General features: G+C 48.5%; 28 protein-coding genes. All 28 read left to right on the top strand.

Annotated elements, in window-relative coordinates:
- Positions 1–2 precede the first annotated feature (2 nt).
- The 28 genes from G3255_RS10200 to aroA all read left to right on the top strand — a co-directional run bounded on the left by G3255_RS10200 (position 3) and on the right by aroA (position 24,664).
- Positions 3–1,028 (top strand): YpbB family protein, encoded by a 1,026-nt coding sequence (locus G3255_RS10200; protein ID WP_211654371.1) that lies wholly within the window; start codon positions 3–5, stop codon positions 1,026–1,028.
- The gene (locus G3255_RS10195; protein WP_211654370.1) at positions 1,025–2,452 is read left to right on the top strand and encodes a RecQ family ATP-dependent DNA helicase; all 1,428 of its coding nucleotides are present in this window, start codon (positions 1,025–1,027) and stop codon (positions 2,450–2,452) included. Before G3255_RS10200 ends, G3255_RS10195 begins: the two co-directional genes overlap by 4 nt.
- 81 nt (positions 2,453–2,533) lie before the next feature.
- On the top strand, positions 2,534–3,310 hold the full coding sequence (locus G3255_RS10190; protein ID WP_211654369.1) for a LysM peptidoglycan-binding domain-containing protein: 777 nt from the start codon (positions 2,534–2,536) through the stop codon (positions 3,308–3,310).
- A 62-nt stretch (positions 3,311–3,372) separates the two neighbouring features.
- The gene (locus G3255_RS10185) at positions 3,373–4,002 is read left to right on the top strand and encodes a CBS domain-containing protein (RefSeq protein WP_211654368.1); all 630 of its coding nucleotides are present in this window, start codon (positions 3,373–3,375) and stop codon (positions 4,000–4,002) included.
- Positions 4,003–4,071: 69 nt separating this feature from the next.
- Entirely contained in the window at positions 4,072–4,857 is a 786-nt protein-coding gene (locus G3255_RS10180; protein ID WP_211654367.1) for a metallophosphoesterase, read from the top strand.
- A gap of 34 nt (positions 4,858–4,891) precedes the next feature.
- Complete coding sequence (locus G3255_RS10175; RefSeq protein ID WP_211654366.1) at positions 4,892–5,872, top strand: YpdA family putative bacillithiol disulfide reductase; 981 nt, start codon at positions 4,892–4,894, stop codon at positions 5,870–5,872.
- A gap of 21 nt (positions 5,873–5,893) precedes the next feature.
- Positions 5,894–6,865, top strand: a complete 972-nt coding sequence (locus G3255_RS10170; protein ID WP_211654365.1) for an asparaginase — start codon at positions 5,894–5,896, stop codon at positions 6,863–6,865.
- Positions 6,866–6,894: 29 nt separating this feature from the next.
- On the top strand, positions 6,895–7,569 hold the full coding sequence (gene prsW / locus G3255_RS10165) for a glutamic-type intramembrane protease PrsW (protein ID WP_211654364.1): 675 nt from the start codon (positions 6,895–6,897) through the stop codon (positions 7,567–7,569).
- Between the two features lie 143 nt (positions 7,570–7,712).
- A complete protein-coding gene (gene cmk, locus G3255_RS10160) occupies positions 7,713–8,393 on the top strand; it encodes a (d)CMP kinase (protein WP_211654363.1) in 681 nt (226 codons plus the stop codon).
- Positions 8,390–8,980, top strand: coding sequence for a lysophospholipid acyltransferase family protein (locus G3255_RS10155; RefSeq protein ID WP_211654362.1), 591 nt, complete (start codon positions 8,390–8,392; stop codon positions 8,978–8,980). The genes cmk and G3255_RS10155 overlap by 4 nt, the downstream gene beginning before the upstream one ends.
- A 68-nt stretch (positions 8,981–9,048) precedes the next feature.
- Complete coding sequence (gene rpsA, locus G3255_RS10150) at positions 9,049–10,194, top strand: 30S ribosomal protein S1 (protein WP_211654361.1); 1,146 nt, start codon at positions 9,049–9,051, stop codon at positions 10,192–10,194.
- On the top strand, positions 10,195–11,250 hold the full coding sequence (gene fni, locus G3255_RS10145) for a type 2 isopentenyl-diphosphate Delta-isomerase (RefSeq protein ID WP_211654360.1): 1,056 nt from the start codon (positions 10,195–10,197) through the stop codon (positions 11,248–11,250).
- Positions 11,251–11,343: 93 nt separating this feature from the next.
- Positions 11,344–12,654: a ribosome biogenesis GTPase Der gene (gene der / locus G3255_RS10140; protein WP_211654359.1), complete on the top strand. Its 1,311-nt coding sequence runs from the start codon at positions 11,344–11,346 to the stop codon at positions 12,652–12,654.
- Positions 12,655–12,787: 133 nt separating this feature from the next.
- Positions 12,788–13,807, top strand: coding sequence for an NAD(P)H-dependent glycerol-3-phosphate dehydrogenase (locus G3255_RS10135; RefSeq protein ID WP_211654358.1), 1,020 nt, complete (start codon positions 12,788–12,790; stop codon positions 13,805–13,807).
- An 88-nt stretch (positions 13,808–13,895) separates the two neighbouring features.
- Positions 13,896–14,099 (top strand): DUF2768 domain-containing protein, encoded by a 204-nt coding sequence (locus G3255_RS10130; RefSeq protein ID WP_211654357.1) that lies wholly within the window; start codon positions 13,896–13,898, stop codon positions 14,097–14,099.
- Positions 14,100–14,112: 13 nt separating this feature from the next.
- On the top strand, positions 14,113–14,832 hold the full coding sequence (locus tag G3255_RS10125) for a YphF family lipoprotein (protein WP_211654356.1): 720 nt from the start codon (positions 14,113–14,115) through the stop codon (positions 14,830–14,832).
- Positions 14,833–14,996: 164 nt separating this feature from the next.
- Entirely contained in the window at positions 14,997–15,269 is a 273-nt protein-coding gene (gene hbs, locus G3255_RS10120) for a non-specific DNA-binding protein Hbs (RefSeq protein ID WP_052651392.1), read from the top strand.
- Positions 15,270–15,505: 236 nt separating this feature from the next.
- Entirely contained in the window at positions 15,506–16,081 is a 576-nt protein-coding gene (gene folE / locus G3255_RS10115) for a GTP cyclohydrolase I FolE (protein WP_211655830.1), read from the top strand.
- A gap of 25 nt (positions 16,082–16,106) precedes the next feature.
- The gene (gene mtrB, locus G3255_RS10110) at positions 16,107–16,328 is read left to right on the top strand and encodes a trp RNA-binding attenuation protein MtrB (protein ID WP_211654355.1); all 222 of its coding nucleotides are present in this window, start codon (positions 16,107–16,109) and stop codon (positions 16,326–16,328) included.
- Between the two features lie 75 nt (positions 16,329–16,403).
- Positions 16,404–17,180, top strand: coding sequence for a heptaprenyl diphosphate synthase component 1 (locus G3255_RS10105; protein ID WP_211654354.1), 777 nt, complete (start codon positions 16,404–16,406; stop codon positions 17,178–17,180).
- A 5-nt stretch (positions 17,181–17,185) separates the two neighbouring features.
- Complete coding sequence (locus G3255_RS10100) at positions 17,186–17,884, top strand: demethylmenaquinone methyltransferase (RefSeq protein WP_211655828.1); 699 nt, start codon at positions 17,186–17,188, stop codon at positions 17,882–17,884.
- Positions 17,885–17,906: 22 nt separating this feature from the next.
- A complete protein-coding gene (hepT, locus tag G3255_RS10095) occupies positions 17,907–18,881 on the top strand; it encodes a heptaprenyl diphosphate synthase component II (RefSeq protein ID WP_211654353.1) in 975 nt (324 codons plus the stop codon).
- An 86-nt stretch (positions 18,882–18,967) separates the two neighbouring features.
- Positions 18,968–19,414, top strand: coding sequence for a nucleoside-diphosphate kinase (ndk, locus tag G3255_RS10090; protein ID WP_211654352.1), 447 nt, complete (start codon positions 18,968–18,970; stop codon positions 19,412–19,414).
- A gap of 234 nt (positions 19,415–19,648) precedes the next feature.
- Entirely contained in the window at positions 19,649–20,821 is a 1,173-nt protein-coding gene (aroC, locus tag G3255_RS10085; protein WP_211654351.1) for a chorismate synthase, read from the top strand.
- 3 nt (positions 20,822–20,824) lie between these two features.
- Positions 20,825–21,898 (top strand): 3-dehydroquinate synthase, encoded by a 1,074-nt coding sequence (gene aroB / locus G3255_RS10080; protein WP_211654350.1) that lies wholly within the window; start codon positions 20,825–20,827, stop codon positions 21,896–21,898.
- A complete protein-coding gene (gene aroH / locus G3255_RS10075; RefSeq protein WP_211654349.1) occupies positions 21,898–22,281 on the top strand; it encodes a chorismate mutase in 384 nt (127 codons plus the stop codon). Before aroB ends, aroH begins: the two co-directional genes overlap by 1 nt.
- Positions 22,278–23,366 (top strand): prephenate dehydrogenase, encoded by a 1,089-nt coding sequence (locus G3255_RS10070; RefSeq protein ID WP_211654348.1) that lies wholly within the window; start codon positions 22,278–22,280, stop codon positions 23,364–23,366. The genes aroH and G3255_RS10070 overlap by 4 nt, the downstream gene beginning before the upstream one ends.
- Before the next feature lie 14 nt (positions 23,367–23,380).
- Positions 23,381–24,664: a 3-phosphoshikimate 1-carboxyvinyltransferase gene (gene aroA / locus G3255_RS10065; protein ID WP_211654347.1), complete on the top strand. Its 1,284-nt coding sequence runs from the start codon at positions 23,381–23,383 to the stop codon at positions 24,662–24,664.
- Positions 24,665–24,709: the final 45 nt, after the last annotated feature.

The following is a 24,709-nucleotide window of genomic DNA, read 5'->3' as shown; positions in this document are numbered from 1 at the left end:
CAGTGCGATTCGATGAAGTCGTTTTAGCGATTATGAAAGCGGTAGACGGTCAACGGACCGTTTCTTCCCCTTATCATTTAATTAAAGGAAAGAAATCAGGGCAAACGATTCAGGATATTGGCTATTTTAAGCTGCATCCTTATTTTGCAGTGCTCCCTAAACTGGACAAGCAAGACTATCTAGCGTCCATTGACAGGTTGCAGGCGCAAGGCTTGTTGATTCCGAATGACAACAAGGTCCAGCTCCATGGCTCTGCATTCGCTCTTGAAATTCCACCTGCGCCCTTGAACGGCTGGAAGTACAGGGGCAATGAAAATCGGTTCTTTGCGCGACTATCGTTGGTGGTCCAGACGATGTCCAATTTCATGCAAGGCCAAAAGCGCTTTGATCCAGTCGTCAGCGATGAAACGGTACAGGCGTGGGCCAAGGCTTATTTGAAGCGCATCGACTTTCGTTCATCCGCTGTTCAAAAAGCGTTCAAAAACCAACTCGAAAACAGCTTAGCATTAGCAAAAACAAGCGAAGCCCATAAAGCTATCCTAATGGAGCGGTTGTCGGGGTGTGGTGTCGGTGGGCTCACTTGGGATCAATTGGCCATGGAGCATGGCCTCTTGCCGATAGATGTGAAAATTGCCGCTGTCGAAGCATTGCATGCATGGCTGGACGTTCTTGAAGGCATGGAATATCCCTTGCTCGCGGGTTTGCTTGAAGGCATCATCCAGCAATCCGCTTTGACGGAATCAGCAAAACGAACGCAAAACTTGTCCGAACGAGGATTTTCGCTTCAGCAGATTGCTGAGCTTCGGCAACTGAAAACAAGTACAATCGAGGATCATTTCGTGGAGATGGCGATGAACGATCCAGCGTTCAGCTCTGCGCCCTTTATGGATGAGCGCTTATTTCAATCCATCCATCATATCAGCAAGGAGTTGAAGACGATGCGCTTGCGGGATATCAAAGAACGGTTGCCGGAAGCCAGTTATTTTCAAATCCGGCTGGCGCTAGCGATGAGAGGTGACGTCACATGAATCTTGAAAAGTTATTATACGACGCTTATGGCTACACAGAATTCCGCCCTGGCCAAAAACAAGTGATCGAGCAAGTGCTGGCGGGGCGTGATGTGCTGGCGCTGTTGCCGACCGGAATGGGGAAATCGCTGTGTTACCAGCTGCCCGGGAAAATCTTGCCAGGCGCCATCATTATCGTCTCGCCGCTTTTATCGCTGATGCAAGACCAAGTTGCCCAATTAAAGAAGATGGGAGAAAAATCGGTCATTGCCATCAATTCCTTTATGAAACCGGAAGATCGCGAAAGGGTTTGGAACACGCTCGGCACTTATAAATTCATCTTTATCGCTCCTGAAATGCTTGTACAGCCATATGTACTCGGTAAATTGAATGCACTTGGCATCTCGCTGCTTGTTGCGGACGAAGCACATTGCATTTCTCAATGGGGCTTCGATTTCCGTCCGGACTATTTGCGCATTGCAGAGGTCCTGCCCAAGCTTGGCAATCCACAAACCTTGGCGCTGACCGCAACGGCGACCGATAAAGTAACAGATGAAATTAAGCGTTATTTAAAATTGATTGACCCGTTCGTCTATTCACATCCGATGGACCGAAAGAACATCAGCTACGATATCCGCAAATTCGACAATGACAGCGATAAATTGGAAGAACTATTAAACATAGTGGCGACATATGGAGGACCAGGCATCATTTATGCCGGAACGCGGCGGAAATCGCAGGAATTGGCGGAGCGAATTCTCGCTCTCGGCATACGGGCGGCATTTTATCACGGCGGGATGGAGCAGCAGGACCGAATTTTTGTCCAGCAGCAATTTGCCAATAAGGAGCTGGAGTGGGTATGTGCGACCAATGCGTTCGGCATGGGGGTCCATATTCCCGATATCCGCCAAGTCATCCATTTCCAATTGCCTTCTTCTATAGAAGGATATGTTCAGGAAGTGGGGCGCGCCGGCCGGGATTCTTTGCCTTCACTTGCGACTTTATTGTATGCCGCAGGGGACGAGCGGCTCGTAGAGAGTCTAATCATGGATGATTTGCCTGAAAAACATGAAATTGAACTGATTTATGAGCGGGGCGAAGAAGCAAAACAATTGATCGAGCAGGGGATGATCAGGGAAACGGCGTATCGCATCATTTCCTATTGGCGTGAGCGCCTCCCGCTTGGAGGCACATTGAACCAGATCGAACAATTGAAAAAAGAAAAACAACGGCAAGCTGCCTCCATCCGTGGGCTAGTCCACACAAGCGCTTGCATACGGCAATACATCAGCAGGAGCTTCGACCAGGAAAACCTTGAAATACCGCCTAATTGCTGCAGTTTTCATGGGATTGACTACAGTCTCTTCAAAGGCCTTCACAGTGAACCGAAAGCTTCGCCAAAAGGGTCTTGGAAAGAGCGCTTGAAGGTCCTTCTTCCTATATGAAAATCTGTATTTCTATTATTTACAAATAAGCCTTTTTTCGTCATAATAGATATATTAGTACAGATAGGGGTAGTCGTGAAAATGGGAAACGATAATTATCATGAATCAATGGAAAAGAATCGCCAGGAATTGTCACAGGAACGAATGGCAGAATTGACGAGGCGCGCACGCCAAATGCCCAAGCCAAAAAGCAGGGGTTTATTATTACCTTCCTTGTTTTTCATCTTTATCTTGATTCCGGTCACTTTGCTGATCTATGTTGCGTTTTACTTTGAACCGGATGACACGCTAACTGCCAAAACAAACGAAAATGAAGTAAGCTTCGAACTGAACTCCCAGCCACCTTCTGACAGCACAGTACTTGCCGCTGCAGACGACCAGGAGAAAGACGAAGAAGAAAAGAAAAATGCCAAAGCTAAAGAAGCGCAAGAACAACAAGAGCTGAAAGAAAAAGCGCGTGAGCGTGAAGAAAAGGCAGCTGCCAAAGCGAAAGAGAAAGAGCAGGCGGCCGCGGAACAACAAGCAGCGGAAAAAGCCAAGGAAACAGCGCTGGCAGAACAACAAGCGCGTGAAGAAGCTGAAGCCAAAGCCAAAGCCGAAGCCGAAGAAAAGGCAAAAGCTGAAGCTGAACAACGTGCACAAGCCGAAGAAAAAGAAAAAGAGCAGCAACAAGAGCAGGAAGAAACACCGACTGCCGGCGGCAAGACAGTAACCGTCCAATCGAGTGAAACGCTTTACCGCATCGCAGTCAATAATTACGGCGCGAGCGGTGCAGCGGCCGCTGTTGAGAAAATCAAACAGGCCAATGGATTGGCATCTAACGATATCAGCCCTGGACAAACATTGATTTTGCCATAAGGCGAGATTAAATGCCTCCTGTTAGGGAAAAGATAAAAAGAATCTAATAAAGAGGTGAGCAGATGTTTGTTAAAAGTGCATTAGTGAAAAAAGAAAGATGTATTACAGTGAATCCAGAAGACACGATGGAAAAAGGTGTGGAGTTGCTAGAGCGGCATTCCGTTGATGCGTTGCCAGTCGTCGATGGCGACAAATTTAAAGGAATCTTTACTTGGTACCATGCGTATCGGGCTTTCTTCTATTCAGATGCTAGAAAAGATGAATTTATCCGTTCGACTAAAGTAAAGGATGTTATGGTCAATCAGGATGTCTACTTAAATATCGATGATGTTTATGAAAAAGCCTTGGTCGAATTACGTGATTTCCCGATTATCGCTGTAGTCGACGAAGAAAAATTCCTAGGGATCGTCACTCGCTTCGATGTCGTCAACCAATTGCAAAGCGCATTTGGCATGCAGCAATCCGGGGTGCGCATTACCGTTACATCCGTTGAATCGGAAGGCCGCATTGGGCGGCTTGGGGAAATCATTGAGAAATACAAGGAATCGGTCGTTTCACTTGTCACGTTTGATGAAACGGACAAAATGGTGCGCCGCATTGTCCTGAAGGTTAAGAAAAAGAACAATATCGACAAATTCACGAAGGAACTGGAAAAATCCGGCTTCCGTATTCTTGATATCACTGAAGATTGAATAGCGGCTTGAACAGGAAAACATAAGCGCAGCTTATGTTTTTTTGTTGCTTCGGAAAGGATGTACATAATGAAATGGATTTTACGCATCGGGTTTGCGGGCTTGGCTCTAATGGCATGGATGTTTCGTGCCGCTCACAGCGAAAAAAAGGAGGCGGCGGTCGTCCAGTTGTCGGGAACCGCTCAATTTTCTCCTTTTAAGCTGCTTTTTATCTCCGACGTTCACCGGCGCAAACTTCGGCGTGATAGCTTCGACGATCACGTCGATCTTGTCGTCATCGGCGGGGATTTCGTCGAACGGGGAGTTCCAGAACGACGCATCCGCGAAAACTTGCGGGTGTTGAGTGAACTTGCCCCGGTGTATTACGTGTTCGGAAACAATGACAGGGAAATCGGCGAAGAACGATTGAGGGCATTGCTCGAAGAACAAGGCGCCGTCATACTTGATGATGAATCGGTTGAATTGTTCGGAAATGCAAAGCTTAAATTGACCGGAATCGATTATTTTGCTTTTCGGGAACATAGTGTGGAAGATGCTTTTCGCACTGTCGAAAAAGGCGATTCCGTCATTTTCATCTCCCATACGCCTTTTGTCTTTAAGCACGTAAAACAACATTATCCAGTCAGCCTAATGATTGCCGGCCATACTCATGGAGGCCAAATCAGGCTCGGGCCGTTCGGAATATTCGACCGGGGCTCTTTGACTGTTGCGCAAGGAATCACCGAACTCATCAGTAATGGATTCGGCACGACGACATTGCCGTTAAGGCTGGGCGCGAAAGCGCAATACCATGTCCTTGAAATTCATCCTGCTTCGGGCAACAAGCATTTGGCACAAAGCTCTGCAATCGGCTAAGATGGATATGGACATTATTACAGGAGTGGTTGAAATGGAACATGCAGATGTCATTATCGTAGGGGGCGGGCCGTGCGGTTTATCGGCCGCCATCGAAATACAGAGAATGGGCTTGCACCCCGTCATTCTCGAAAAAGGAAATATCGTCAACGCCATCTATCATTATCCGACGCATCAGACATTTTTCAGCAGCAGCGAAAAATTGTCGATCGGGGACGTGCCATTCATTACCGAAGACCGCAAGCCGAAGCGTAATCAAGCGCTCGTCTATTACCGTGAAGTGGTGAAGCGGCACGCACTAGATGTACGGGCATTTGAAACAGCTATATCGATTGAACAATCGGACGGATTCTTTGTTAAAACAACCAAAAATGAATACAAGGCGAAATATGTGATAGTCGCGACAGGGTATTATGACCACCCAAACAAGCTTGCAGTGCCGGGTGCTGATTTGCCGAAAGTGAGGCATTATTTCAAGGAAGGGCATCCTTATTTCGACTGTGACGTGTTAGTGATCGGGGGCAAGAATTCGGCGGTGGACGCGGCGCTGGAACTGCATAAAGCCGGCAGCCGAGTGACGGTATCCTATCACGGCACCAGTTATTCAAAAAGTGTCAAACCGTGGATTTTGCCGGAATTCGACGGGCTCGTGCGCCAAGGCGAAATTACCATGTTGTTCGATTCCATCGTCGATGAGATTCGTGAAGGCGAAGTGGAATTGACCGTGAACGATACGAAAGAAACCTTCGCGAATGATTTTGTTTTTGCCATGATTGGCTATCATCCAGATCACAGCTTTCTCCGGCAGATGGGGATCGACATCGATGCGGCAAGCGGCAGGCCATCTTTCAATGAAGAAACGATGGAGACGAACGTTGAGGATTTATTTATCGCAGGTGTCATCGCTGCCGGAAACAATGCTAACGAGATCTTTATCGAAAATGGCCGTTTCCACGGCCAGCAAATCGCAGCGGCGATTGCGAAAAAACAAGCGCTGAAAAATTCAACAGATTAGATTATCCAAAAGAGGTGCAGTATGAAAAAGAAAGTATCGTTAATTACGACAGGAGGCACCATTGCAAGTAAAGCCATTTCAGACGACGGTTTGTTGAAATCCGGCGCTATTTCTGGAAAAGATCTGGCAGAGCTTTGCCAATTGCCTTCTGAGATTGAAGTGAAAGTTATCGACGTCTATCAGCTGCCGAGCATGCATATTGGCTTTGGTGAAATGAACATCGTTAAGGAAGCGATTTTGAAAGAATTGGAAGACCCAGAAGTGGCAGGGGTCGTAGTGACGCATGGCACCGATACATTGGAAGAAACCGCTTATTTCCTCGACTTGACTGTTGGCGATGAGCGGACGGTAGTAGTGACAGGAAGCCAGCGTGCGCCAGAAGCAGTTGGGACAGACGTTTACTCTAATTTACGCAACTCGATTTATGTTGCTGTCGATCCGGTAATCAAAGGCGTTGGAACGGTGGTCGTCTTCAATGAGCGAATTTACAGCGCAAAGTATGTCAAAAAAGTGCATGCCAGCAACTTGCAAGGCTTCGATTCATTTGGCCATGGCTATTTGGGCATTATCGATAACGACAAGGTCCGCATCTACCAAAAGCCGGTGCTGCGTGAAGTGCATCGAGTGCCAGGCGGTATGCCGCGTGTCGATATCGTCAAATGCTACTCTGGCCAAGAAGGATCGATTGTCGAAATGCTGGCTGAAAGTGGATCGAAAGGCATCGTCTTAGAAGCGGCTGGCCGCGGCCAGATTTCTCCTCATATGGTGGAGGCGGTCGAACGCGCTGTGAAATCCGGTATTCCCGTTGTGTTGACGACGAGCGCCGAAGAAGGCAATGCCTATCCGGCTTACAGCTATCCCGGAAGCGCTCACGATTTGCTGACGCGTGGCGTCATTTTGGGCAGCGATTATGACAGCAAGAAAGCGCGCATCAAATTGGCGATCCTGCTGTCGGGCAATGAAGCAATCGACAAGGAAGCATTTGAAATTTAACAGCAACGGGTGATTGGAGGAGGGCGTCTATGTTAGAGCTGTTGACGGTGGCTATTGCGCCCGGGCTCGCATTGTTCAGTTATTTTTATTTGCGTGATCAATTTGCAGGAGAACCGTCGAAACTGATCTTCCATTGCTTTTTATACGGCGCTCTTCTGACATTCCCGATTTTATTTATCCAATATGTGTTTGAAGCCGAGAATGTATTCCAAAATACCTTCGTGAAATCCGTCTTGTTCTCGAGTTTATTGGAAGAATTCTTCAAGTGGATCGTCTTGCTTGCAGCAGTATTCCGCCATATTGATTTTGAAGACCCGTATGACGGAATTTTATACGGCGCGAGTTTATCACTCGGATTCGCCACAGTCGAAAATATTTTATACCTTCTGGAGTTCGGGCTTGGCGCGGCTTTCCTGCGGGCATTTCTGCCAGTATCGAGCCATGCTTTATTCGGTGTGGTCATGGGCTTTTATTACGGCAAAGCAAAATTTACCGAAAAAAAGGAGAGCAAATGGTGGCTGGCGGCAGCTTTGTTTGCGGCCTTGCTATTGCATACCGCCTATAATGCTTCGCTTTATGCTTACGATAATCTATTGTATGGAGCAGTTCCGTTCATGCTGTTCTTGTGGTGGTTCGGTTTGCGGAAAGTCCGCCAGGCTCACCAATTATCGGTCAGCCATTATCATAAGCACACCCCTAATTGATTAGACAAAAGCCTTCTACTGGAAGGCTTTTTCTTTTTGTCTTGCTTTGGCTCCGGAACTATTCGAAGGACGCTTTGATTTTGCCCGAAACCTGTTGCATATTGTGATAAAATGAAATCATTACATAAGATGAGGTGACAGTTTTGACGAAAGCTATACAAATCGCGATCGACGGGCCTGCTGCAGCGGGCAAGAGCACGATCGCTAAAATAGTGGCAGAAAAATTAGGTTATGTTTATATCGATACTGGCGCGATGTACCGCGCGATTACGCTGAAGGCATTGAACGCAGGCATCAACCTGGCGGACAATGAAGAAGCGGGGGCTTTGCTTGAGGAGACCGAAATCGATTTGATTCCTGTGGAAGGCGGACAGAAAGTGCTGCTTGATGGGCAAGACGTTTCGGAAGCGATTCGCTCCCAGTATGTGACGAAGGCGGTTTCGGAAATGGCTGCCCATGAATTGGTCAGAAAGCGCATGGTTGAGCTTCAGCAGAAGCTGGCTGAAGAGCGCGGCGTCGTCATGGATGGCCGCGACATCGGCACACATGTCTTGCCTGACGCTGAACTCAAAGTATTTATGTCCGCCACAGTCGAAGAACGCGCAAGACGCCGCTTCGAGGAAAACAAAAAACGCGATATCCTGACGCCGCTTGTCGAGCTGCAGGAGGAAATCGCCATGCGCGACAAGATGGATTCTGAACGTAAAGTGGCGCCATTGAAGCAAGCGGAGGATGCCGTGTTTTTGGATACGACTCCTTTGACGATTGCAGAAGCGGCGCAGGCCATTTTGAAATTAGCGGAAGAGAGGCTGATGGCGTCATGAATTTGTATGCAGTAGGAAAAACACTTGTGAAGACTGCGCTGAGCCCACTGTATCGTTTCCAGGTGAGCGGTACTGAAAAGTTTCCGGAAACGGGCGGAGTGCTTCTTTGCAGCAATCATATCCATGCACTCGACCCGCCGGTGGTCGGCATGACAGCGCCGAGAACCGTTCATTTCATGGCGAAAGAGGAATTGTTCAAAGCGCCGGTGCTCGGCTCGATCTTGCCGAAGGTCAACGCCTTTCCGGTGAAACGCGGCATGAGCGACAGGGAGGCGCTGCGAACAGCGTTGAAATTGCTGAAAGGCGGGGAAGTCGTCGGGTTGTTTCCGGAAGGCACCCGTTCGACTGACGGCGTGTTGAAAAAAGGCTTGAGCGGCGCCGGGTTCTTTGCCCTTCGCGGCAATGCAGATGTCATGCCATGCGCCATCATCGGGCCGTATAAGCCGTTCGGAAAAGTAAAGGTGGTCTACGGCGACCCGATCCTGATGGACCCTTATCGTGAACGCAAAGCTTCCGCAGAAGAAGTAACAGAAGCCATCATGGCCAGTATTCAAAAGATTCTGGATGAAAACGCCGAAAATAAGTGATTATTTTTGTTTTTATTAGAGAATTCGAATAAAATAGAAGATGGATAGTTTGTGAAGGAGGGCTACTTATGTCAGAGGATATGAATTTGATGGAAAACCGTGACTTCCAAACAGGAGATCGCGTAAAAGGAATAGTCGCCAAAATCGAGGAAAAAGCGGTGACGGTGACAATTGATGGAGCGCCGTTCGACGGGATCATCCCGATCAGCGAGTTATCGAGCCTCCATATCGAAAAAGCTTCAGACTCGGTCCAAGAAGGAGACGAGCTTGAGTTGATCATCACGAAAGTGGAAGACGAGAACTTTGTGTTGTCTAAACGCAAAGTCGATGCCGAATCCGCTTGGGATGATCTCGAGAAGAAATTCGAATCCGGTGAAATCATCGAAGCGGAAGTGAAGGATGTCGTCAAAGGCGGCCTGGTCATTGACCTGGGCGTGCGCGGTTTCGTGCCGGCTTCACTTGTGGAAGATTATTTCGTCGAATCTTTTGAGGATTACAAAGGCCGTGTCATGACCTTTAAAATTGTCGAAATGGAAAAAGAGAACAACCGCTTGATCCTTTCCCACCGTGCCGTCGTGGAAGGCGAAAAAGAATCCAAGAAAGAACAAGTGATGGATTCGATTAATGCAGGAGACGTGCTTGACGGCAAAGTCCAACGCATCGCATCTTTTGGTGCATTCGTTGATATCGGCGGAGTGGACGGGCTTGTCCATATTTCCCAATTGTCACACGAGCATGTCGACAAAGTGTCGGACGTCGTAACGGAAGGCCAGGAAGTGAAAGTCAAAGTACTTTCAGTTGACCGTGACTCTGAACGCATTTCGCTGTCGATCAAGGATACTTTGCCAGGGCCATGGGATGCCATCGACGAGAAGGCTCCAAAAGGCTCTGTCCACCAAGGAACAGTGAAGCGCCTAGTCAGTTACGGAGCGTTTGTTGAAGTGCTTCCGGGAGTAGAGGGCCTTGTGCACATCTCGCAAATCGCGCACAAGCATATCGCTACGCCTAATGAAGTGCTTCAGGAAGGCCAGGAAGTTGAAGTGAAAGTGCTGGAAGTCAACAAAGAAGACAAGCGCTTGTCCCTCAGCATCAAAGAGCTTCAGGAAAAAGAAGCGGAACAGGATTTCTCACAATACGATATGCCGGAAGAAGCATCCGGATTCTCGATTAGTGATGTTATCGGAGATAAATTAAAAGGGTTCAAATCCGAATAAATGTCACGGGCAAAAAGAAAGATGGATCATATCAATTACGCACTGTCCACCGGGCAATGCCGGGCTACTTGGCTCGACTGCGTCCGTTTTGTCCATCAGGCGCTGCCGGGAATCGGCGTCGCTGATGTATCGTTGGAACCCAAAACAGGTGATTTGAAACTGAAATCACCTGTTTTTATTAATGCCATGACTGGAGGCGGCGGTTCCGAGACTCTACAGTTGAATGCCATGCTTGCGCGTGCTGCAAAAGAAACGGGGATCGCTATGGCGGTCGGTTCACAAATGGCCGCACTGAAAGACAAGCAGGAGCGCGAAAGCTATCGTATCGTACGGAAAGAAAATCCGGACGGAATCATCTTTGGTAACCTTGGGAGTGAAGCGACCGTTGGGCAAGCTCTCGAAGCGGTCGAGATGATCGAAGCGGATGCGCTGCAAATTCATTTGAATGTCGTCCAGGAATTGACGATGCCTGAAGGCGACCGGCAGTTCCACGGGGCGCTTGAACGCATTGCCATGATTGCTGAAGCATCGAATGTGCCGGTCATCGTCAAAGAAACTGGGTTTGGCATTTCACAAGAAACTGCAGTGGCACTGGAAAAAACTCAAGTGGCGGCCATCGATGCAAGCGGCTTTGGCGGCACCAATTTTGCGAGCATTGAAAATGAACGCAGAAAACGCAAGCTGGCTTATTTCGAAGATTGGGGCATCCCGACGGCTGCCGCAATCGTTGAATGCAGAAATGGCTTCAACCGCACCGTATTGGGCTCAGGCGGGCTTCAAGACGCAGGAGACGTGGTCCGGGCATTGCGGCTCGGCGCAGATGCTGCAGGCATTGCAGGCAGTTTCCTGAAGCATGCAGTGAGTCTCGGGGAGTCCGGCTTGATCGAAGAGATCGATGGGCTCCACGAAGATTTGCGCATGCTGATGACTGCACTTGGCGCCCGTACAATTGAAGAGATCCGCTCCGCCCCTGCTGTCATCACCGGGGAATTGCTTTCCCATTTGCAGCAGCGAGGCTTTGAACCGGAACATTTTGCAGTTCCTTTGAAAAACTGAATATTGGACAATTTAAGGGGATGGACATTATTCAGATGCCATCCTCTTTTTCGTGTATAATAGGCTTATCAGAAGTGGAAGGATGAATTAATTATGTCAAAACCGGTAGTAGCAATTGTTGGCCGGCCGAATGTAGGGAAATCCACGATTTTTAATCGCGTGGTAGGAGAACGCGTTTCCATCGTGGAAGATATTCCAGGTGTTACGCGTGACCGCATCTACAGTTCGGCAGATTGGCTGACGCATGAATTCAATATCATCGATACAGGCGGCATCGACCTTAGCGACGAGCCGTTCCTCGAACAAATCCGCAGCCAGGCAGAAGTGGCGATGGATGAAGCGGATGTCATTATCTTTCTTGTCAACGGGCGGGACGGAGTGACGGAACAGGACGAGCAAGTAGCGAAAATCCTGTACCGCACAAAAAAACCTGTAGTGTTGGCTGTCAATAAAATTGACAATCCCGATATGCGCCACATGATCTATGATTTCTATTCCCTTGGAATCGGCGAACCTTACCCGGTTTCCGGATCGCACGGGCTTGGCTTAGGGGATCTTTTGGATGAAGTGGCTAACCACTTCCCGAAAGAGGACGAAGAGGAATATCCGGACAATGTCATCAAGTTTTCATTGATCGGGCGCCCGAATGTCGGGAAATCTTCATTGGTCAACTCATTCCTTGGCGAAGACCGCGTCATCGTCAGCGAAGTGGCAGGAACAACACGGGATGCCGTCGATACACAGTATGAATACGACGAGCAACCATATGTCATTATCGATACAGCCGGTATGCGCAAAAAAGGGAAAGTATATGAAAGTACCGAAAAATACAGCGTCCTGCGCGCATTGCGCGCGATTGAACGATCTGATGTTGTTTTAGTCGTCCTGAATGCCGAAGAAGGCATCCAGGAACAAGACAAGAAAATTGCCGGTTATGCCCATGAGGCAGGAAAAGCAATCGTTATCGTCGTCAATAAATGGGATGCCTTGAAAAAAGATGACAAAACCATGAATAAATTCACGCAGCAGATTCGCGAGCATTTCCTGTTCCTGGATTATGCCCCGATTATTTTCGTTTCCGCAATCAGCGGGCAGCGTGTGCACAATATTCTTGAAATCATCAACCGCGTCAATGACAACCATTCACGCCGCATCCAGTCGAGCATTCTCAATGAAGTAATCGAAGATGCTGTAGCGATGAATCCGGCACCGTCTGATAAAGGCCGCCGCCTGCGTCTTTATTACGTTACGCAAGTGGCCGTCAAGCCGCCGACTTTCGTTGTATTTGTCAACGAGCCGGAGTTGATGCATTTCAGTTATGAGCGCTTCTTGCAGAACCGCATCCGGGAAAGCTTCGATTTCGAAGGCACCCCGTTGCATTTAATTACACGCGCACGTACTTAACTTCAATCAGCGGGTGTTTTCACTTTCCTGCTGATATTAATTGATCCAATCGGACTTTACGGAACATCATGGCTCCCACTTGAAGAGGTGGGAGTTTGGTTTTCTGCTAAAGCAGGATAAAGGAGAGATAAAGATGGAAAAAGTCACTGTATTTGGTGCAGGGAGCTGGGGAACGGCGCTCAGTTATGTACTGGCGCAAAATGGCCACGATCTTCTATTATGGACCCATCGCCAAGACCAGGCGGATGAGATCAATCAACATACGAACAAGCGCTATTTAAAAGAAACCATTTTACCGGAGTCTTTAAAAGCGACAGCGAATCTAGATGAAGCGGTGGCACATGCCGATATTTTCGTATTGGCCGTTCCCACGAAAGCCATTCGTGAAGTGGCACGGGATATCCGTGGGCGCATGACGAAAAAAGGCTTGTTTGTCCATGTGTCGAAAGGCATCGAACCGGATTCGCTTAAGCGGATCAGCGAGATGATCCGTGAAGAAATCCCGGCTGATTTGATCGAAGAAGTCGTCATTTTGTCGGGGCCAAGCCATGCGGAAGAAGTTGTACAGGAGCATCCGACAACCGTCACTGCAGCGTGTGAAAACACGCAAGCGGCAAATCGTGTCCAGGATCTGTTCATGAATTCCTATTTCCGTGTCTATACAAATACCGATGTCATCGGGGTGGAAATCGGCGGGGCTTTGAAGAATATCATCGCCTTAGCGGTCGGGATTACCGATGGCCTCGGCTATGGGGATAACGCAAAAGCTGCGATTATGACGCGAGGCCTGGCTGAAATTGCACGCCTCGGCGTGAAGATGGGCGCAACGCCTCTGACCTTTTCTGGCTTATCGGGTGTAGGTGACTTGATCGTTACCTGCACGAGCGTCCATTCGCGCAACTGGCGGGCAGGCAACATGCTTGGCAAAGGCAAGAGCGTCGAAGAAGTGCTGGCTGAAATGGGCATGGTTGTCGAAGGAATCCGGACAACAAAGGCTGCCCATCAATTGGCTGCTGAATACAAAGTGCCTATGCCGATAACGGAAGCTTTATATGCGGTATTGTTTGAAGGCGTCAAGCCGGAGAATGCCGTGGAAGAGCTGATGGGCCGCATGAAGAAAAATGAAATGGAAGATTTGATCGACTTGCTGTAATTGTCACAAACGGAGGGGCTGCTTGCTGCTGCCCCTTCTTTTTTTATGCTATACTATGGACTGAAACTCCACGAAAGGCGGCTTATTCATGAGTTCTTTGGATAAAATGTGGGTATCGTTTGCAGGCATCGCTTTTTTGATCATTTCCATGGGATTGATCTATTTGAGCCGATACAAATTGCAAAACGGCATCCTGAAATTTCTATTTGCGCTGATCGCGTACGTTCTGCTGATCTTGGGCTTCTTTATTATGGTTTTCACTGTATTCAGCGGACCGACCGGTGGCGCCTGAGGGGATGGACATAATGAAAAAAACAACAGCGTTGCTGCTCGTCCTGCTAATGGCAAGTTTCTTAACGGCTTGTGGGTACCCCAGCAGCGAACGGGCGGAAAATCAGATTCCCTATGAAGATCAGCTAGCCACTGCACAACAAGCGGTTGAACGTTACCAAGAAGCAAATGGTGGCTTGTTGCCGATCAAGACACGGGATATGGACGTCGATCAATTCATCAAATATCCAGTCGACTTTTCGAAAGTCGTGCCGGAATTTACAGCCGAGATACCGAGCAACGCCTTTGAAGTCGGTGGAATCTACCAATACGTGCTGATGGACGTAGAGGAGAATCCTACCGTCAAGCTCGTCGACCTTCGGTTAGCGGAAGGCATCCGTTCTGTCAATGTCAGAAAGAGCGCAAATGGCGGCAGGGCCCCGATTTCTGAGATCATTGCCGACAATGTGTACAAATTCAATCATGAAGCAATGGGCTTCAGTGAAGAGCCGATGGTGCAAAGCCCTTACAGCGGTAAAATGCTGCCCATGGTCATTACTGGACGGGGCGATGTCTACATCGATTATTCCATCGATTTGTATGAAGCAATTCAAAGTTATGAAGGTGAACTCGAACAAGGGCAGGATATTCGGTTTATCCTTTACGAAAACAGCCCAATCGTTCCTGCTTATTCGCTTCCATACACAATTGATGAAAACGGAGAACCTATTTTTCTGACGGATGAAAAACCCTGATACAGCACGGATTTGCCCGAAATCCACATGATTTTGAAAATATTGGGAGTATTTGGTGGTTTTCTTTGAAATGCGGCCTATTTGTTGTTGCTATGCGATTTTCGTTGTGATACTCTTTTTACAGGATTGATGGCAAGCATCCCCTTTGAGAGGAGGTGAATAGCATGAACAAAACAGAATTAGTGAACTCTGTTGCAGAAGCGGCTGAACTTTCTCGTAAAGATGCTGCGAAAGCAGTTGACGCTGCATTTGAAGCGATTCAAGATGCTCTAACTAAAGGTGACAAAGTACAATTGATCGGATTCGGTAACTTTGAAGTTCGTGAGCGCGCGGCCCGTAAAGGACGCAACCCACAAACAGGTGCTGAAATCGAGATCGCCGCAAGCAAGGTTCCTGCCTTTAAGCCAGGTAAAGCACTTAAAGACGCAGTGAAATAAGCTTCGACTACTGTACATAGAATGGCTTTTGCGAGATCTAATCTTGCAAAGGCCATTCTTTTTTTCGGCCCCGTTTTTGCCAATACCCCCCGTAAATGCTACAATTCAGGTGAGAAAAGCGGAGTTGTCTCTCGGCTCGGCTATAGAGGCGCGTGAAACTGCAATGATCGATGGTTGTTTTCAACCGCTGCCCCAAATAGAGTGATTTTTCTACAGGAGGAAACAATGTGATAGATATGAAAAGCCATAACGTAGATCTGGAAAAAATAGAGCAAGCTGTCGGGATGATTTTGGAGGCAGTCGGTGAAGATGTGGGCCGTGAAGGGCTGCAGGACACCCCGAAACGCGTCGCGAAAATGTATGCGGAAGTTTTTGCGGGGTTGAAGGAAGACCCGAAAGAATATTTCCGCACAGTGTTTCATGAAAACCACGAAGAACTCGTATTGGTCAAGGACATTCCATTCTATTCGATGTGTGAGCATCATTTGGTGCCGTTTTTTGGAAAAGCGCACATCGCTTATATCCCGCGTGATGGGGTGGTCACAGGACTCAGCAAATTGGCGAGAGCGGTTGAAACAATCTCAAAACGCCCTCAGCTGCAGGAGCGGATCACTTCCACCATTGCCGATTCGATGATGGAGACCCTGAATCCTCATGGCGTGTACGTCATGATCGAGGCCGAGCATATGTGCATGACGATGCGTGGCATCAAGAAGCCAGGTTCGAAGACCGTTACGGCAGTGTCAAGAGGTGTATTGGAGACAGATGACATCAAACGCTCGGAAGTTATTACCTATATCAATATGAACTAAAACTATGAAAAAGCAGGTGTAAACAATGGCACAAACTGAATATGTGATTATCCGTGCACAAGAGGATGGCGTCAATGTCATCGGGCTGACGCGCGGCAATGATACAAAATTCCATCATACAGAAAAGCTTGACCGCGGCGAAGTGATGATCGCCCAATTCACCGAGCATACATCAGCGATGAAGATTCGCGGCAAAGCGGAAATCCATTCCGCACATGGCATCATTGAAAGCGACGCGAAAAAATAAGCGTTAATGGTGAAGGCCATAAGGGCATTATGCTATAATATGAGCTATGGCTAACCTATGAATGGAGCAGGCAGTATGAACGGACAACAAATACAATCCAAAATCATCTCCATGGAAATCGACGTACTAAAAGCAGTTCGCCAACGAACATTAGACCAGTTGACGGAAGGGCCTTTTGTTAAAGAGGCGCGCCTGTTTTTCTTGCTGCTGCCGTTTTTTAACGGAGAGCAATGGTCGGATAAAATGGAGACAAGCGCCCGGACAGTGGCAATCGTTTACGCTGCGTTGCATGCACATGACCGGGTGAAAGAAGAAATGCCTATCAGCAAAGAACAGCAATTGACAGTGCTCGCCGGAGATTTTTACAGCGGCATCTATTATCAATTGCTGGCTGAAGGAAAAAATATCGAAATGGTTCAGAAGCTTGCTACAGCAATCATCCAGGTAAGCGAAAAGAAAGCCTCTTTCCATGAACGTGCGATCCAACAGCCAGAGCAAGTGGAAGCAACAGCGACAGTGATTGAAACAGCTTTACTGAATGCTTTCTATAAAGAGAATGGCTTCAGCCATTATAAGCAGCTGATGGAACAATCTTTGCTGTATATCCGCTATACGGAAGAGTTGGAAGCGCTGAAGAAAGGGGAGTTCAGCTATCTCCTGAGATTGCTCAGCGAAACCTTGATTCACTCGACATTCATCGAGCGTTGGCTTACTGGCCGCCTGGAAATTTTGGGCAATGAAATAGTGGAGTCCCTCAATGATTGCGAGCTGGATTTCGAACTCAAGAATATCTTGCTCCACCAAATTATTCCGCATCGGCATAGCGCTGAACCGCTGACGCGAGAAGGATGACGATGATGCAGAAAACGAAAGAACAACGAGTTCACGAAGTGTTTGAAAAAATTTCCGAAAACTATGACCAGATGAATTCAGTCATCAGTTTTCAGCAACACAATAAATGGCGCAACGACACGATGCATAAAATGCAAGTGGCCAAAGGTGCAGCATGCATTGATGTCTGCTGCGGCACGGCAGACTGGACGATTGCGCTTGGAGAAGCTGCAGGGCCTACAGGGCGCGTGGTCGGATTGGACTTCAGCCAGAACATGCTGAACGTCGGACATCAAAAAACAGCCCATATGCCTCAAATCGAATTGGTACAAGGAAATGCAATGTCTTTGCCTTACCCGGACAATTCATTCGATTTTGCGACAATCGGCTTCGGGTTGCGCAATGTGCCCGATTATGAACAGGTGTTATCAGAAATGCACCGCGTCTTGAAACCTGGCGGCATGATTGCTTGCTTGGAAACTTCACAGCCTGAAAGCTTGGTGTTCAAGCCGTTTTTCCGGATGTACTTCCGTTTTGTCATGCCAGTATTCGGCAAGCTGTTCGCGAAAAGCTATAAAGAGTATTCGTGGCTTCAGGAGTCAGCTAAAACATTCCCAGGCATGAAAGAGCTGGCGAAACTGTTCAGCAAAGTCGGATTCGACAAAGTGAAATACAAACCGTATTCAGGAGGGGCTGCTGCCCTCCATATGGGATTGAAAAAGTAAACAAGCGGGAGAAGGTTATTAAGTGGAAAAGATGAAGTTGAAATTGCTCTATTCCGACCTGAAACCAGAGCTGGAACTGATCGAAAAAGAATTGGAACAGGCAGTGGATTCCGAATCCCTTCTATTAAATGATGCTTCTCTTCATTTATTGCAGGCCGGAGGAAAACGGATCCGCCCTGTTTTTGTTTTGCTTGCCGGAAAATTCGGGAATTATGATATCGAATTGCTGAAGCGTGTCGCTGTGCCGTTGGAGCTTATACATATGGCGTCTTTGGTCCACGATGATGTCATAGATGATTCGGAGATCCGTAGAGGGCGCCCGACCGTTAAATCGGAATGGAATAATAGTGTGGCAATGTATACCGGGGATTTCATTCTGGCCAGGGCACTGGAGCGGATCACGGAAATTGAATCACCAAGGATCCATGACATCCTGTCGAAGACCTTGATCGAAGTGTGCCGTGGGGAAATTATTCAGATTGAAGATAAATACAGGCTCGACCAAAGCTTGCGGGATTATTTGCGGCGCATCAAACGCAAAACCGCCTTATTGATTTCATCGAGCTGTGAATTGGGGGCTTTGGTGTCGGGAACCGATGAGAAAACTGCCGCGCATTTGCGCCGTTTCGGTTATTTTATCGGCATGTCGTTCCAGATTATCGACGATATCCTCGATTTCACCGCCAGCGACCAGGATTTGGGCAAACCGGCCGGCAGCGATTTTATTCAAGGCAACATCACCTTGCCGATTTTGTACGCGCGCCGTGATCCCGAGATCTACCAGATGCTGCGGGATAATTTAAACCAGGACATTTCCGATGAGAAACGCCTGGAAATCGTCCGCACGATCCGCACAAGCAGCGCAGTTGATGAAGCGAAGCGCATGAGCGAGCGTTATTTGGAGAAGGCGCTGAAAGAACTGGATGATCTGCCGAAAGGTCCCGCGATGAAAACGATGCGCAAAATCGCCTTTTTCATCGGCAAGCGAAAGTTTTAGTTTCCGGTTGACAAATGATGGGACAATGATAGTATTTTTTAAGGTGGGCAAAGTGCCCGAGCTTTTTAACAGAGGAGTGTTCTAAAATGGAAAAAACATTTTTGATGGTAAAACCTGATGGTGTTCAACGCAATGTTATCGGTGAAATCGTTTCTCGTTTCGAGAAAAAAGGATATCATTTGGCAGGCGCTAAATTGATGCAAATCCCAACTGAACTTGCTGAACAGCATTACGGCGAGCACAAAGAGCGCCCATTCTTCGGCGAACTTGTAGAATTCATCACTTCTGGGCCAGTTTTCGCAATGGTTTGGGAAGGCGAAAACGTCATCTTGACTGCGCGTCAAATGATGGGAGCTACTAACCCGAAAGATGCAGCTCCAGGAACCATCCGCGGCGACTTCGCAGTTACTGTCGGCAAAAACATGATTCACGGTTCTGATTCAGCTGAAAGCGCTGAGCGCGAAATCGGCTTGTTCTTCAAAGAAGAAGAATTGGTATCTTACGAAAAAACAATGAACAGCTGGGTCAACTGATCCAACTATTGAAACTGCGGCCGTGCAATCGGCCGCAGTTTTTTTATTTACGGAGCAATTGGAGAAACAAGAAGCGAACGAGTGAGCTGGAAAATGAAAGCGATTTCTTTTATTGGCGCGGGTTTGTTGCTATTCGAATGTTTAGTTTTCTTCATATTTAGGATAGAATTGAACAAATGCCATGTGGTATAGTGATAGTTAAATACTTTAGCACGTTGAAGGGAGAAAGTGTACATGCGTTACTTAACAGCAGGAGAATCTCACGGTCCACAATTGACCGCCATTATTGAAGGGTTGCCAGCGCAATTGCCTTTGACGGCGGAAATGATCAATAAAGAGTTGAAACGGCGCCAGGGAGGCCATGGCCGCGGCCGCCGCATGCAAATCGAGACAGATACGGTGGAGATCGTTTCAGGCGTCCGCCACGGAAAGACCTTGGGTTCCCCAGTCGCATTGGTCGTCAAAAATGATGACTGGAAGCATTGGACAAATGTTATGGGCATCGAGCCGATCGAAGAAACCGATGAAGTGAAACGTCAATTGACACGCCCACGTCCAGGACACGCTGATTTGAACGGCGGCATGAAATATGGCCATCGTGACCTGCGGAACGTATTGGAGCGTTCTTCTGCACGTGAAACGACCGTACGCGTGGCTGTCGGCGCAGTGGCAAAGCAGCTTCTCGCTGAACTTGGCGTAAAGATTGTGTCACATGTGACAGAAATCGGCGGTATTAAAGTCGACCCAACAACTTATCTCGGAAAGTCCGCAGATGAAATCCGTGACATCGTCGAACAGGATGCTGTTTATTGCGCAGACTCATCAAAAACAAAAGAAATGACCGATTTGATTGATGCGACGAAGAAAAACGGAGACTCGATCGGTGGGACGGTAGAAGTCATCGTCGAAGGCATGCCAGCCGGAATCGGCAGTTATGTGCATTACGACCGCAAACTGGATGCTAAAATCGCAGCTTCCGTCATGAGCATCAACGCATTCAAGGGAGTGGAGTTCGGCCTTGGATTCGAAATGGCGCGCCGCCCAGGCAGTGAAGTCCATGATGAAATCATTTGGAATGAAGAAGCGGGCTATACCCGCAGCACGAACAACCTCGGCGGCTTTGAGGGCGGGATGACAACAGGCATGCCGATCATCGTACGCGGTGTGATGAAGCCAATCCCAACGCTTTATAAGCCGCTTAAAAGCGTGGATATCGAAACGAAAGAGCCGTTCCAGGCAAGCATCGAACGTTCAGACAGCTGTGCAGTTCCGGCAGCCTCAATCGTTGCAGAACATGTCGTCGCCTTTGAAGCGGCCAACGCATTGCTAGAACAATTCGACGCAGATCAATTGCCGCGTCTGAAAGAAAATATCGAGAGCTATAAAGCCTATACAAAGGAGTTTTAATCCATGAGGGAGTTGCGGGTCGAGACTGAACATCCATATAAGGTGCATATCGGTCAAGGGGCGGTCAAGCTGCTGTCAAAGCATTATCGTGAGTTGCTCACTGCAGCTGACCAAGTCGTCGTCATTGCAGACAGCCAAGTGGCCGATCTGCATTTGCCGCAGCTGATCGGGGCGCTTACGGACTTTCAGCCGAAAGTTTTCCGCGTGCCAGCAGGTGAAGGAGCGAAATCCGCTGAAAGTTTTATGGATTGCCATAGCTTTTTACTGTCAGAAAATTGCTCGCGCAATACGGTCATTCTTGCTTTCGGTGGAGGCGCAGTCGGGGATCTGGCTGGCTTTGTCGCATCAACTTTCATGCGCGGAGTGCCTTTTATCCAAGTGCCGACAACCATCTTGGCCCATGACAGTGCTGTGGGCGGCAAAACCGCCATCAACCATCCGCTCGGCAAGAACATGATCGGCACTTTTTATCAGCCGCGAGCGGTCGTTTACGATGGCGACTTTCTCCAGACGCTTCCTGAAAATGAAATCCGCTCGGGAATGGCTGAAGTGATCAAGCATGCGTTCATTTCAAACGAAGGCTGGCTGGATGAACTGATGGCGTATCAAGATTTCAGTTCAATGTCTGGACAGGAACTCGAAGGGCATCTGGAAAAAGGAATTGCCGTCAAATCAGCGATTGTCGAAGAAGATGAGTTTGAAGGCGGTGTCCGCAAATTCCTCAATTTCGGCCATACACTGGCCCATGCCATCGAAGCGCATTTGGGTTATGGCAAACTGACGCACGGAGAAGCTGTCGTGCTCGGCATGGCCTATGCACTTGAATTGTCCGAAAGCCCGCAATTGCCGCGTTTTTTAAACTGGGCGAAAGTAAATCGTTATCCGCTATCGCTATTGACGCACATGCCATTCGATGAACTATTGCCATATATGAAAAAAGATAAAAAAGCGACCGCTGCTGCACTGAACTTCGTTTTGCTTGGGTCAGTGGGCCGGCCGTATATTGAAACGATTACAGAACAACGAGCACAAGCGGCTTACGATAAGCTAAGAAAAACGATCAAGGAGATGATCTGATGATTCGAGGAGTCAGAGGTGCCATCACCATTACAAAAGATGAAGCGCCTGAAATTTTGGAGCAAACGCGCCGCTTGGTTTTGGAAATGGCCAAAGAAAATGGCATCGAACCGGATGAAGTGGCTTCGGTCATCGTATCGACGACAACAGATATTTCTGCAGCTTTTCCTGCAAAAGCCGTACGCACCATCGAAGGCTGGACATACGTGCCGGTTATGTGCACACATGAAATGGATGTGCCCGGCAGCATGCCCCTATGCATTCGTGTCATGATGCACGTCAATACAAAACTGGCACAGGATAAAATTCATCATATTTATATGAATGATGCTGTGAAACTGCGTCCCGACCTATCCCAGAAAAGCCAGGTGAGCCAAGCGTGAAAACAGAAGTCCTTATAATCGGCCTTGGATTGATTGGTGGATCTTTAGCAAAAGCATTGCAGCGCAACGAAGATGTTCACGTGTCGGGCTATGATGTGGATGCATTGACTGCCAGAAAAGCTTTCAAAATGGGCATCATCCAAAGCTCGCCGCCTGCTCTTGAACAGGCAGCCGCCGCGGCTGATGTCATCGTTTTTGCCACACCCGTCGGGACAACCATCAAATTAATGGAACAGAGCAAATACTGGAATTTAAAAGAAAATGTCATTTTGACAGATACCGGCAGCACAAAAGTCCAAATTATGGAAGCTTCAGCGAAATTGGCCCATACCTTTATCGGGGGGCATCCGATGGCCGGTTCCCATAAAAGTGGTGTCGAAGCTGCCAAAGAGGTGCTCTTTGAAAATGCCTTCTATATTTTAACTCCCGGGAAGCAGGCGGTTGAGGAAGACGTGGAGAAATTGATTGGTTTGTTATCTGTCACCAAAGCGAAAATTAAAGTGCTCGAAGCAAAAGAACACGATCATATGACGGCGATTGTCAGCCATTTTCCGCATTTGATTGCAGCTGCTTTGGTCCATCAACTGGACCGGGAAGAGCAATTTCCCTTTGCGCGGCAGCTTGCAGCGGGCGGTTTCCGCGATACGACGCGTATCGCTTCTGCGAACCCGGACATGTGGCGCGATATTACCACGCAAAACAATGAAATGATTGTTGAGCAGCTGGACCATTGGATGGACCAGATGACGCATTTGCGCGAGATCCTGCAGAACAACGAGCCCGAGCCGATTCACCGCTTTTTCGCGAAAGCGAAGGAAACGCGTGATGAACTGCCGGTTGCAGGGCACGGCGCCATGTATTCCGTATTCGATTTGTATATCGATATTCCCGATGTGCCGGGGATCATCTCGGAAATGACGGGCTATCTGGCGGAAGCCGGCATCAGCATCGTCAATTTGAGGATCTTGGAGACGCGTGAAGATGTATTCGGGATTCTCGTCATTAGTTTTCAGACAGCACAAGACCGGAAAAATGCGCAGCGCGTTTTTTCCGAACGCACCTCTTATGATACGTATATCTCCTGAAAGGAATGAAATACATGTCCAAAACGATCAGCTACGCACAACCTGCGTTAACGGGCAGCGTTCAAGTGCCTGGGGATAAGTCCATCTCACACCGAGCCGTCATGTTCGGTGCGCTGGCACAGGGAACGACGACCATCGAAGGCTTCTTGATGGGAGATGATTGCCTGAGCACCATCAGCTGTTTTCGTTCGCTCGGAATCGATATCCAAATAGACGGCGAACACGTGACGGTGAAAAGCGGCGGCAGAAAAGCCTGGAAAGAGCCGGATGCCGTATTGGATACCGGAAATTCTGGCACAACGACGCGCTTGATGCTCGGTTTGCTTGCAGGCACTGATTTCCATTCGGTCATGGCAGGGGATGAATCCATCGCACGCCGCCCGATGAAGCGCATCGTTGAACCACTGCGCTTGATGGGGGCGGACATCCGCGGCCGCGCCAATGGCCATTTCACGCCGCTCGCGGTCCAAGGGACAACTCTTCAAGCCATCGACTATACGATGCCTGTCGCAAGTGCACAAGTGAAGTCGGCCGTGTTGCTCGCCGGATTATCGGCGCAAGGGACCACAACCGTTCATGAACCGGTGCCGTCTCGCGACCATACGGAAATCATGCTCAAGCATTTTGGGGCGGACATTTCTCGCGAGGGCGATGTCATTTCATTGACTGGTGGACAGGAGCTTCATGCTGCGCATGTCCAAGTGCCAGGTGATATCTCCTCCGCTGCGTTTATGATCGGTGCGGCGCTCATTGCCGAAGGCAGCGAGATCCAATTGAAAAACGTTGGCGTCAACCCGACGCGTACAGGCTTACTCGATGTTTTCAAAGCCATGGGCGCGGACATCCAAGCAACTGGCCATGCATCCGAAGGCGAGCAAGCCGCTGATTTGACGGTCCGCAGCACTCAGTTGACGGGTACGGAAATCGGCGGGGATGTCATACCGAGATTAATCGACGAAATTCCATTGATTGCGCTCGTGGCAACGCAAGCTCACGGCAAAACGGTCGTTCGCGATGCAGAAGAATTGCGCGTCAAAGAAACCGACCGCATACAGGCAGTCGTTACCGAGTTGAAAAAACTCGGTGCGGATATCGAAGCGACAGAAGACGGTATGGTCATACAAGGCCCGACACCACTGACTGGCGCAGCGATGAATAGCTACGGCGATCACCGCCTCGGTATGATGGCCGCAGTCGCTGCATTAATCGCAGACGGCCCTGTGACGATTGACGACCCAGGCTGTATTTCGATCTCATACCCTAACTTTTTTGAACATCTGGATAAGCTGACACAATAACTCTCCTTCGGGGGAGTTTTTATTATGCTAGGATGATGGTTTCGT

It is taken from the genome of Planococcus sp. MSAK28401, assembly GCF_018283455.1.
Taxonomy (GTDB): domain Bacteria; phylum Bacillota; class Bacilli; order Bacillales_A; family Planococcaceae; genus Planococcus; species Planococcus alpniumensis.
The sequence above is the reverse complement of the archived record's forward strand: the minus strand, read 5'-3'. Positions and strand labels throughout refer to the sequence as shown.